We start from the raw sequence: 10,633 nt of genomic DNA on the forward strand, positions 1-10,633 counted from the left end.
TCATATTCCTTAACACAGCCACATTCTATAGCACAATATTTTTTTTTCAAAACAATAGATTCGAATTAATCAAAACGCCATCTCATTATAGATTGAAAAAGTAGTGTAGGTTGTAACTTTTTATCAAGGAAAACCTTAGTGGATTGCCAATAACGAACGATTGATGCACTCTCTGTAATCCCGGTGGATGACTGATGGCAGAGTGTGTAGTAAGTGTAGCAATTGTCTTAAATTTATTTCAAGACAGTTGCTACACTAATGGATCTTGACTCATTTAGGTTCCAAGATCACAAAACCTGCGGCTTCAAATGGTACATTAGCAATAGTGGTATCGCCAGCTAAGGGTAACATTTTTAAAAGATTATTAGCGGCCACATGGGGGGGCATTCCTCTTGAAAGAATCATGTCAAAATAGAGAAACTCGATAATTGCGCTCATCGACCAGTCAACTGAAGTGGTATACCCTGAAATTGGAAATTGTACGTTCTGTGACATATGCTCTTGAATCTCTTTAGGAACATTTTCTTTCATCATTAAACAGGCTGAAAAATGTAAAAGCTCTAAATTTGCAGCATAGTTTAAAGCCTGGCTTATTTTTTCGCCGCTAATGGTTTCGTCACCGACAGTTATTCCATCAACACTTCCATGCGACGCTATGGATAAAACCACTGGTTCAGGAAGATATGCAATTTGTTGTACCCATTTAGTGAAACTTTTTTCACCCGTAAAATATCGATGACGAACTTGCACATTGGAAATTCTTGCGAAAAAGCTTTTCAGCATATCCCCAAAGGAAAACTCTTGTTGCTCAAGTGAAGTCTCCCAGCGCGCTTCAACAATGACTAACCATTTGATCCCAGGCATTGGAAGTACTCTCGAACCTCCCCAATCAGTCCATTCCGTATCCCCTTTCGCGCGCCATTTTCCTTTAAAACTATTACCTACCTCATTTAATTGGAACCATCCCTCTCCCTCAGCATTTGGTTCTTTATAGGTGAAATTAAAACGATTGTTTTCTAAAGTGCCATGAATCGTTGAATTCGTTGAAGGATTATAGACACCTTCGATTTGATTATCTTTTTGGATTAATCGCATAGAACCATAATCTGTTTTCCAAACACCACCAAAATTCATTTCCTCAGTGGCAAAGCGTTCACCTTTCCAGAGGTGCCAATCATTATGCCCTTTTTCTCGCCAAAAACCGGAAAAGCTCTTTCCGTCTGCTGAAAGCTTAAAATAGCCTTCTCCACTGGCCTGAGGTTCACGATAAGTAAAAACGAATTTTTGGCCATTGTTTTCGAGATGTCCATCAATCTGACACGATTGCTGACTTAAAATATAAACCCCTTTGAGCTGATTTTCTCCCGCACTTTCTAATTTCATCACCCCAAAAGTAGTATTCCAACTTCCCAAAAAACCACTTTCGGCATTGACTGTAAAACTCGTAATACTCATTAAAACGAAAAGAAAAAAGGCGTGTTTTTTCATACCGAATATCCTTTTCACAGATGAAAAATTATTCTAAAACTAATTGGCTAGTATTTACAATTGTGTCCGCGCTGACACAATTAATGAGTTATTGACAGAGACATAAAACGAGCTTTTTGCCTTATCTAATTTTTTTTCCCAACGACAATCACTGTAATAATTTGAAAAACATAGTAATTAAAAATTTTTACGAGTTTGAGTAAATGAAATCAGTCAAAATCTAACTAATTTATAATATAATGATAAATAGCTTAATAAAACTCTTGCTGAACAACTCTATATGCCAGCATGTATCTTTGCTACATTGATTATAAGAGTAAGTGAATATGGATTTTAATCTACATTATGTGAAAATCTTAACTCTAATTCTACCCCATCAACTATGGATGAAGATTGGATTACCCTTTTCTTCGAAAAATTCAAAATTGTCTCTCTGATATTCAAGTTCAAAACAAAATAATGCATCCAGTATAGCACTTGAGTGACCTACCATTTGATTTTATGAGTAAAAACATAAGCAAATAGAAACATTAGGTTTTTTTGAATTATTGAAGAGAGAATCCATAAAATGGAAATGAAATTATTTAAACCGCAAAAAACAAATACAAAAACATGTCCATATGCCCCCAACACAACACAAAAGCCAGCAACATCGCCTCATGACGCATTACCTAACATACCCGAAGCAGAGACAGGCTCTAAAACATTACCGCAGCACCAACAAGGTTGGCGTAACTTAGGACGTTTATTCGATCAGGGCGCTTCTCCTTTCTTTTACGAGATGGCTGCGCGCACAAAACAAAAATTTTTCAAAATCGACATTGGCACACAAAACATCTATATGGTAACTGATGGCAAAATTGCCAAAGAACTGCTGACAAAATATCCAGAGCTGGGCCGCGGAGACATCCTTGAGCCATTTACGCATATGGTCGGAAGGGTTTTTTTCGCTGAAGATGGACTGGCAGCCTCTGAACCACGCAAAGTTTTTTTGAATACCATCGCCCGCGGACCGATCAATTTCGAAAGAATTGCCCAAGTCAATCAACGCACTTTTGACTCGATGAATCTGACATCCAATGGAGGCATTGATGATCTCTATGCCAGTGTCGCATGGCATACAATAGGGTGCATCGCTGCATGCTTCGTAGGCACTTATGATCTGTCGGCGCTGCCACCAGACACACACAAAATATTCATGGATGCAACACGCCTAATTACAAAAGCAAGTATGGATCCCCTAAGCCGCCTAATTCATCCAGGCCTCCGATCTGACTTTCGGGCAACGAGCAAAGCTATGGCAGATATTGCACAGAAACTTCTTTCTACAAACATAGACAATATTTGCAAAGGTAATAATTACATCTGGGATTTGGGGATATTTCGTGCCGAGCAATTACACCCCGAGATGAACTTTGATGACTGCACACACTTTGAGGAAAACAATCCAAAAGCAACGATCGTGCGCGATCTCATCGAAAATGATCGCTTTATACGAGAGCACGGACCTCTAACGATTTTCGCCTCCTCTAATGTAGGAGCAACGATGTTTTATATGCTGGATGTGCTTAGCCAAAGACCTGATGTGGTAGATAAGATGCACGAAGAAATTGCTCGTGTTTTGGGCAAAGAGCCATTTACATACAACCGAATAGCAGACTTACCTTACGTACAAGCAGTCGTTCAGGAAACACTATGGCAAGCAACCCCTATTCCTAATTTTCCCCGCGCGGTACTCAACCCCTTTCAAGCAAACATTAACGGGGAAACCATATCGTTTCAGAAAGGTGATATGTTAATGTTTCTTTTTAGACCCATGCATGGGCCGAATCGCGCATTTTCGCCAGAAAAATGGCTTGAGGGCGATGACCTATTCTCATTTGGTGCAGGACCTAGACGTTGTCCAGCTAGTCCGTTTGCAAAACAAATGTTGACTCAGTTTTTGGTCGACATGGATTTACATGGGCTGCGCATTATGCCAACGAGAAAACCCACCTACACCACGCGCAACGGTTTGTTAGGGCCTGATTATCAACCAGAAGATCCTCTGTCTGCTGAGGTAGAACATGTTGCAGGAGAGGAATATCCAAGAGCAATTGCGAGATTATAACTGTTTTCTAAAGACGTGACAGGTTGCGGCTTGTAGCCGCGCGTCAAAACCCCTTATATGCTGCGTTTCGGTGCTCTAAGATCACACCATTTTTGTCTAAGAGTTGTCTACAAGCGCTAGTACAGCAGTTTACCAATCTCCCAATGACTCTTCTAAGCCCAGGTAGAAAAAAAGAGCGATAATTTCTATTGCACTTAAGTTTTTTTAACCACAAACTAAACGTTATAAATAAAGCTTAAAAATTCTTTAAGTAAATCTTATATCATGATCAAAGTATTAAAGTGGATAGAGGAAGTCTACAGTAATTGGCGAGATGATAGGGTAGCAAGCCTTGCAGCGGCTCTTGCCTACTACACTCTATTTTCTCTTGCCCCAATTTTATTAATTTCTATCGCGATAGTAGGCTCTTTATTTGGGGAAGAAGCCGCTCGGAATCAACTATTGACTCAAATAAGTGTTTTGGCAGGGAAACAAGTTGCCTTAGAAATTCAAGAAATTATTAAAAACGCAACCCTCCGCACAACTTCCTTAAATGTTCAAATCGTTAGTATTCTCATCTTATTATTTAGTGCCTCAGGTATTTTTAGCGAAATTCAAACAGGATTAAATATTATTTGGGGAGTGAAATCTAATCCCGACAAAAAACGATTTGCGTTCATTAGAAGCAGATTTCTATCCTTTGCTATGGTTTTGACTTCAGCATTATTATTATTAATTTCATTGATAATAACTACCTTACTTGCAGCATTAAGCAGCCATATTCACTATTTCATAGGGGTTGATATTTTTTCTGAATTGATAGTGAGTTACTTTTTTTCTTTTATAATAGCCACTGTACTTTTTGCCATGATGTTTAAACACTTACCTGACGTCAAACTTAAATGGGGTAATGTATGGGTAGGCGCCTTAAGTACGTCTTTGTTATTTATTTTGGGAAAAATATTAATTGGCTTTTATTTAAATCATGCCCATATCACTTCAATATTTGGTGCTGCAGGCTCTTTAATAATCCTTCTAATTTGGGTTTATTATTCAGCACAAATTTTCTTTCTTGGTGCAGAAATAACAAAAATTTATTCTAATAAAAAAAGCGTTAAAATTACCCCTACTCGAAATGCCTTGCCTAGAAAATCAAATGAGTGAAAAACAAGATCATTCTAAATTTTTTTATCAATTAACCAGTAACTATAAGAACCAAGTATCATCCCAATAACAAAATAAACTGGATCAAAATTAAACGTTGAAAGCGCGGTGATGGATGGTCCTGGACAATAGCCAGCGGGACCCCAACCTATCCCAAAAATAGCACTGCCGATGATAAGTTTTTTTGTAATTTGCTTATTTTGAGGAAGATGAAATTCTGCAGCAATTATTGGCTTTTCTTTTTTTAGTACCAATCGATAACCTATCAATGTCGTAAGGACTGCAGACACCATGACAAAGAGTAGGGTCGGATCCCAAGGACCAAAGAAGTCCAGAAAATTGAGAATCTTATAGGGATTTGTTCTTCATGCTAAATTGGATGAAGTTAAAGAAAGTATGTTAAAGCATTGTCATAGTTTTATGGATTTAAGTGATGAAGTACAAATGCAAAAAAGAAATGTGCTGTTGGCAACATTACAATTTTTTGAAGATCTTGATCATCAAGCGTTAGCGAAGGTAACTGCAGAAAATCCAAAATATGCTGACGCAACACTACGAAGTACTACTCTGGCCCTAGTATCAAAGGGCGTAAAATTAGTAGCGCTTATAGAGGATAAGAAAGCAAAAATGGGTTCATTTAGAGGATTTAGAGAACAACTAAATGAGGGTAGAGAGCAAGCAAACGCAAAAGCTCAAGAAAGTGTAATTGTAGATGAAGTAGTCTTGAGAGCAAGTTAAATAACTGCCCCAAGTCTTTTAATTTGTTATCATTCAAGCGTACTTGTAATGGCTTCTCATATAAATTAGGCCAAGGATCATAGGCATCAATTATTATTAATAATCCGTAAAAAAGCATTTAATCAAAAAGATAGCGGCTATCGAAGAAAAAACAAATTGATTGACGAGCTCTGTTCATGCATCACATAATCCTATGTGTTCCCTTTTACGTGCTAGACAAATTTTATTTTTTTCGAAATGAATTTTACTTCAAGAAAAGGGATCATTATATGTTTGTGAGTCATTTTGGTGGGCAAATATTAGACAGGTTTAACCGGAGAATTTGGACTCTCATGCAACAATCAACATGGAATCATTTAACGGAGGTTAAATAGTTATGAGAAAATTTCTTGGTAGTAGGTTCATTGGACGACCTATTGTTGCAACGATTACCAACTTTGGCAAGAAAAGGGCTATTATAAGCATCTGTCTCACAGCCTTATCACTTCCTCTTGTGGCCCCCGACTCGGAAGCAATGCCACAAAAAACAGCGAATAAGTCCGTTTTAAGTTCTCCCGTTACCAAGTTTAGCAATCCTGCGAGTAGTAGGTGGGCAGTACCGTCGCCATCGTGTTCCTCACGCCCAGCCTGTGTTGCTGATGCGAACTTTCAGAAAGAGTTCACGGGCTTTGTGAATTTCATTCAAAGTCGATATCCATCTGCTAAAGTACCATCTGCTGAACGGCTACAACGACATGCCTGCAATACGCTTTCACCTGGAGACTCAAATAGCGCAGACGATCTTGAAGGGAACGATCTTGACTCGGCAAAAATGGGTCAATGGCTGGCAGCCTATCTTAGTTACAGCTACTGGAGCACAGAACCCGGACTGACTCCCTATTTAACTTCTCCTGTGTGGTGGTGCTTTCTTGATAATTCTAGTCGCTATGTTGTCAGTGATACCGAAGAGGTTGATGGAGCCACCAACATTATTGCCACCTTTGATGGTCTTGGAAAACCTGTGGCGAATGGTGGTGCAGGTTTTTATGTAAGCCAAGCGATCGTAACAGATATCTATCCCATAACCTCACTAGAACCAGGAGTTTTCTCCGCGCAGACTTTCACAAACAAAGAGCTCGTGGCAATTGATTTGGCAGCGCCTGGCACTACTAAGTCTTTGGACCAATATCAATCTCTTATTAAGATCCAGGCACATGACACTTACCCACGTCGAACGATCTCTTTAATCCAAGAAACAGTGAATAAACTCGCAACGATCGAATGGTTAGGCTTGTGCTCCTTTGCTTGTACAAACTGCCCACCTGGAACAGTCTGCCCGTAATTATAAGGAATTCTCTTTTTCTAAGTTGTACTAACCCGATGGGCACCATCGGGTTTAAAGCAAAAGAAGATATTTGCACAAATGAAGCTGAATACCCTACTTTAATAACAGTTCTCTCTTTAAAATTTTTTGGAGTTTTTATGTTTATTAAATTATTGGTTATTGCAATTTTAGAGTTCTTGTATTGCCCCATAGTATTTGCTACTACAGAGATACCTCCTATTTCAGGAAAAATAAACCGGGTAATTTATATAACTTTGGATGGCGTCCGTTGGCAAGATGTTTATCAAAACCACAAACATTTCCCAAAATTTTGGGAAAAACACGCTAGCAAAGTTATTTTTTACGGAGATCCTTTGGGCAATATTCCTATGTACACTGCTTCAGTGCCAACCAGTCTTCCTTCTTATCAAAGCCAAATGGCAGGGGCAGTGCAATCATGTGCAGATAATAATTGTGGCAGGATTAAAGTTGAAACATTGCCGGAAAGAATTATTCGGCAATTGCATCTGTCTAAAAAGGAAGTGGTAATTTTTTCCTCTTGGCCTGAGATTGGTTATGCTACGGAGCACGTTGTGGGAACAACGTTCAGCAATAATGGAAAGGAATTTGTCTACAATCCTGATAATCTAAAGCCTGATCAGGTGATGAATGAGTTGAATCAAAAACAAGGTGATGATCATCCTAAAGGCAAGAATCGCTATGATCGATATACTTTTGCGCAAGCATGGCATTATTTTGTCACCTATGAACCTCTTTTCTTATGGATATCACTAGATGACGCAGATGAAGCGGCACATGCAGATGATCTAAAGGCCTATCATCAAGCATTGGATTATTATGATGAAGTGTTAGATAAAATTTTAAGCTATTTACAAACAAAAAAAATAGAGAAACAGACTCTAGTTATCATCACTACGGATCACGGTCGGGGTGATCACAGCAATTGGGTAAATCATGGCCCAGAATATCCAGAATCTAAGAAGATATGGGCCTTTGTGATGAACGGACAATTGGTTCCCGTATCACAGGACGAGGAGAAAAAACGTTATAGTTTATTGTCTATTCGTCCAACTATAGAAAAGGCATTAGGCATGGTTGATCCTGTAGTTAACTAAGCAAAAAAATCGACACGGTCAGAAAATTTGGACTACTCTATAAGAGAATATTTCATCATAGGGAAAAATAATGTTAATAGGAGCTTTTATTTTTTTGGCTATAGCGATTCTTATGGCCATTTACAGATATACAGGAACTGATCCGACGCTAATCCTTATAGCAAAAATCCTTCTTTATCTTTCTTTGACTACTTTTATAATTCTATTAATGGTCTATGCCCTTAACTCTGCACCTCCGACAGACGATAAAAGAAATCTTCCTCTATAAACTGCTCATAGATTATCCCAAAAAGTTGCTATTTATCGCGCTTTCAAGCACACTTCGCCTCCACTTAAGAGGGAAGTAGTACATGAAAGAAAAAAAATGCACAGAATTTTCTTATCCGCCTAGAACCCTAAATAAACCTATAATTTTTATCACGAACTCTCAAAAAAAAGATCGTGGTTCCAGTTTATATTTAGTTCATGAAAATGGGACTATTCGATGTTCCGGATCCAATGAAGGAAAAAGAAAAGCAACTACTTTTATAAGACCTTATCTTATTGGATATACATCATCCTATAAAAAAGATATTTTCTTCTACAATGCCACTCTAGGACTTTCTCCATTTGAAGGGCGTGCCAAAAACTATCATGAACTAATACAAATTAAAAAACGTGGAAACGGTCATCAAGGAAATATAATAACGGAAATCATATCATTTAAGGATTTAACAAAACTCAATTTTACTCCATTAACATGGCAAGGCCCAGAGAAAGAAGGAACTGCTTGGGGCATTGCACGACAAGAAGTGCTTAATGCTTGGAGCAAGATTAGTTTAAAAGATTATGATTTTAAAAGAGAAGAACATCGTGTTGACCTTCCTGAATCTAAAAAACCAGGTGTTTAAAGTGATTTTTTAGCTAACCGATTTAAAATATGCTTGGGAAGCAGGAGCCAATAATGGCCTTCATTTTTCATATGCTCACCTAGAAAGGTTGCAAGCTTTCCTGAACCCCAATAGATATCACCTCGCATAAACCCACGAATCGCCCCGCCCGTATCTTGAGCAATCATAAGCCGTTGAAACTGCTTCTCATTCTCTTTATCTTCTTTATCAGGCCGTTTTGTATCCAACCAGAGCGGGGCGCCAAGCGGAATCCATTTTTTATCTACAGCTAAAGAATAGCCAGGTGTTAAAGCAACATCCTGAGCCCCAAGCGCCATGGGCTCCTTTAAATCCTCAAAGAAAACAAACGATTTGTTTTTATGAATAATCGTTTTTGCTTTTTCAGGATGCGTCTCCAAATAGTGGATAATCGCTGCTTTAGATGCATTATGGCGAGTCATGATCCCTCTATTAATCATTACCTTGGCGATTGATGTATATGGGGCACCATTTTCACCTGCGTAGCCTAAATATATATTCTCACCATCAGGTAGCTGAATCACACCTGAGCCTTCTATCTCTAAAAAAAGTCGTTCGGCAGGACTATGAATCCATGCAATCACGCGTGCTTTTTTCTTAAGAGCTCCATTATCAATTTGTTCGCGAGTATAGGAAGTTGAATATTTGCCCTTTGGCAGCCCATAAATTGGCGTATTGTATTTGGAACTTTTTGTTAAATTTCCTTTTATTTTAGGCATGTAATAGCCCGTAAATAAGCCATGAACTGGTTTCTTTTGTGCGAACTCAATAGGGTGAAACCACTTTTCAAAAAACTCTTTTGCTGAATCATCTGAAATCGAATCCAGAGATAAAGCCGCCTTACATGCTGGCTGCCAATCCCGGGCTTTTAATTTGATGTGTTGTGTGTTAATCGGATGCGATGGTGATTGTTTTAAAAACGTCTCACACGATTTCTGAAATGCTAATAAAGATTTTTTTACATCTGCAGTATCCCAACCAGGCAATTCATCGAAAGATACTTTGGTTAAAGCAATATTTCTGCTTTTCATAATAACCTTTCTTGGGCTGTGCTTAGGCGGAGTACTTTTTTTAGCAAGCACTATTTTTTTAGCATGCTTCGCTATCTCTTTAGCACTTTGCGCAATTTTTTCTGCGCTTTTATTTGCCATTCCTTTAGCACTCTGCGCAATTTTTTCAGCGCGTCTATGTGCTATTTTTTCAGCATTCTTATGTGGGGTATTATTTTTGGTCGTGCCTTTTTTTACCGTTTCGGTTTTAATAGTTTCATTTTTATGGCTTAGCGGTTTCTCATGAACCTTAACTTTTTTATAAAGTGTCAGTCCAATCAAACCCAATGTAAGGCAACTAATACCGATTATTATGTAAATTAATTTCCTACTCATAGTCGGGCAAGGTTTACATAAGATGAAATTTAAATCAACACTTTTTAGCGTTTTTTCTACAAAATTTTATCTAATTGATTTAAATTTATTCTATTTTTATTAAAAAAATGCTGGAAAATAGGGTAATAAATAAGAAAATTTATCCCGCAAAAAGCGTAAATATGGAGCATGCCAGGGTCTTTTAACCAGTTTTTCATTATCTTATTTCGACGGCTGAGCACTCATTTATGTGAACGTATGCGTGCACGCGAGCGTTCCCGGAATGCCTGGTCGGGCATTGAATCAAGCTAAGAATACCCCCCTCACCCTAGCCCTCTCCCCCAAGGGGCGAGGGGATAAAAGGGTACAAACCGGGTAGACTGGTAACACTTTAAACCGGGATGATAGGTAACACTTTCTTAGGAGAAAAAGGTGTTACCGAT

At 38.4% G+C, this 10,633-nt stretch carries 8 protein-coding genes and 1 pseudogene; 6 read left to right on the forward strand and 3 right to left on the reverse strand.

Translation table 11 applies throughout. The annotated features are described in order from the left end of the window. Positions 1-270 precede the first annotated feature (270 nt). On the reverse strand, positions 271-1,488 hold the full coding sequence (locus Lstg_RS12020; protein ID WP_058477929.1) for a hypothetical protein: 1,218 nt from the start codon (positions 1,486-1,488) through the stop codon (positions 271-273). Positions 1,489-2,056: 568 nt separating this feature from the next. Between Lstg_RS12020 and Lstg_RS12025 the strand changes: the two genes are divergently transcribed. Continuing rightward, a complete protein-coding gene (locus Lstg_RS12025) occupies positions 2,057-3,598 on the forward strand; it encodes a cytochrome P450 (protein ID WP_058477930.1) in 1,542 nt (513 codons plus the stop codon). Between the two features lie 264 nt (positions 3,599-3,862). Next, entirely contained in the window at positions 3,863-4,741 is an 879-nt protein-coding gene (locus tag Lstg_RS12030; protein WP_058477931.1) for a YihY/virulence factor BrkB family protein, read from the forward strand. A 14-nt stretch (positions 4,742-4,755) separates the two neighbouring features. Here the strand turns inward: Lstg_RS12030 and Lstg_RS18005 are convergent. Next, positions 4,756-5,091, reverse strand: a pseudogene (locus Lstg_RS18005) (DUF6691 family protein); the annotation flags it as partial. A gap of 46 nt (positions 5,092-5,137) precedes the next feature. Here Lstg_RS18005 and Lstg_RS12040 point away from each other — a divergent pair. From Lstg_RS12040 to Lstg_RS12060, 4 genes are all read left to right on the forward strand, one after another. Continuing rightward, positions 5,138-5,479 carry a hypothetical protein gene (locus tag Lstg_RS12040; RefSeq protein WP_133129211.1) on the forward strand — a complete coding sequence of 114 codons (342 nt, stop codon included), beginning with the start codon at positions 5,138-5,140 and terminating at the stop codon, positions 5,477-5,479. A gap of 376 nt (positions 5,480-5,855) precedes the next feature. Further along, the gene (locus Lstg_RS12045) at positions 5,856-6,800 is read left to right on the forward strand and encodes a hypothetical protein (protein WP_058477933.1); all 945 of its coding nucleotides are present in this window, start codon (positions 5,856-5,858) and stop codon (positions 6,798-6,800) included. A gap of 140 nt (positions 6,801-6,940) precedes the next feature. Beyond that, complete coding sequence (locus Lstg_RS12050; protein ID WP_162264080.1) at positions 6,941-7,918, forward strand: alkaline phosphatase family protein; 978 nt, start codon at positions 6,941-6,943, stop codon at positions 7,916-7,918. A 350-nt stretch (positions 7,919-8,268) separates the two neighbouring features. Further along, positions 8,269-8,808 carry a hypothetical protein gene (locus Lstg_RS12060; protein WP_058477936.1) on the forward strand — a complete coding sequence of 180 codons (540 nt, stop codon included), beginning with the start codon at positions 8,269-8,271 and terminating at the stop codon, positions 8,806-8,808. Here the strand turns inward: Lstg_RS12060 and mltA are convergent. Next, on the reverse strand, positions 8,805-10,211 hold the full coding sequence (gene mltA, locus Lstg_RS12065) for a murein transglycosylase A (protein WP_172462823.1): 1,407 nt from the start codon (positions 10,209-10,211) through the stop codon (positions 8,805-8,807). The genes Lstg_RS12060 and mltA overlap by 4 nt on opposite strands. Between the last annotated feature and the right edge of the window lie 422 nt (positions 10,212-10,633).

It is taken from the genome of Legionella steigerwaltii, from assembly GCF_001468065.1.
Lineage (GTDB): Bacteria > Pseudomonadota > Gammaproteobacteria > Legionellales > Legionellaceae > Legionella > Legionella steigerwaltii.

What these genes read in the sequence shown, in the direction of transcription:
- Lstg_RS12050 (WP_162264080.1), top strand. Translation starts at nt 6,941, where the DNA reads ATGTTTATTAAATTATTGGTTATTGCAATTTTAGAGTTCTTGTATTGC.
- Lstg_RS12030 (WP_058477931.1), top strand. Translation starts at nt 3,863, where the DNA reads ATGATCAAAGTATTAAAGTGGATAGAGGAAGTCTACAGTAATTGGCGA.
- Lstg_RS12020 (WP_058477929.1), bottom strand. Translation starts at nt 1,488, where the DNA reads ATGAAAAAACACGCCTTTTTTCTTTTCGTTTTAATGAGTATTACGAGT.
- mltA (WP_172462823.1), bottom strand. Translation starts at nt 10,211, where the DNA reads ATGAGTAGGAAATTAATTTACATAATAATCGGTATTAGTTGCCTTACA.
- Lstg_RS12045 (WP_058477933.1), top strand. Translation starts at nt 5,856, where the DNA reads ATGAGAAAATTTCTTGGTAGTAGGTTCATTGGACGACCTATTGTTGCA.
- Lstg_RS12060 (WP_058477936.1), top strand. Translation starts at nt 8,269, where the DNA reads ATGAAAGAAAAAAAATGCACAGAATTTTCTTATCCGCCTAGAACCCTA.
- Lstg_RS12040 (WP_133129211.1), top strand. Translation starts at nt 5,138, where the DNA reads ATGTTAAAGCATTGTCATAGTTTTATGGATTTAAGTGATGAAGTACAA.
- Lstg_RS12025 (WP_058477930.1), top strand. Translation starts at nt 2,057, where the DNA reads ATGGAAATGAAATTATTTAAACCGCAAAAAACAAATACAAAAACATGT.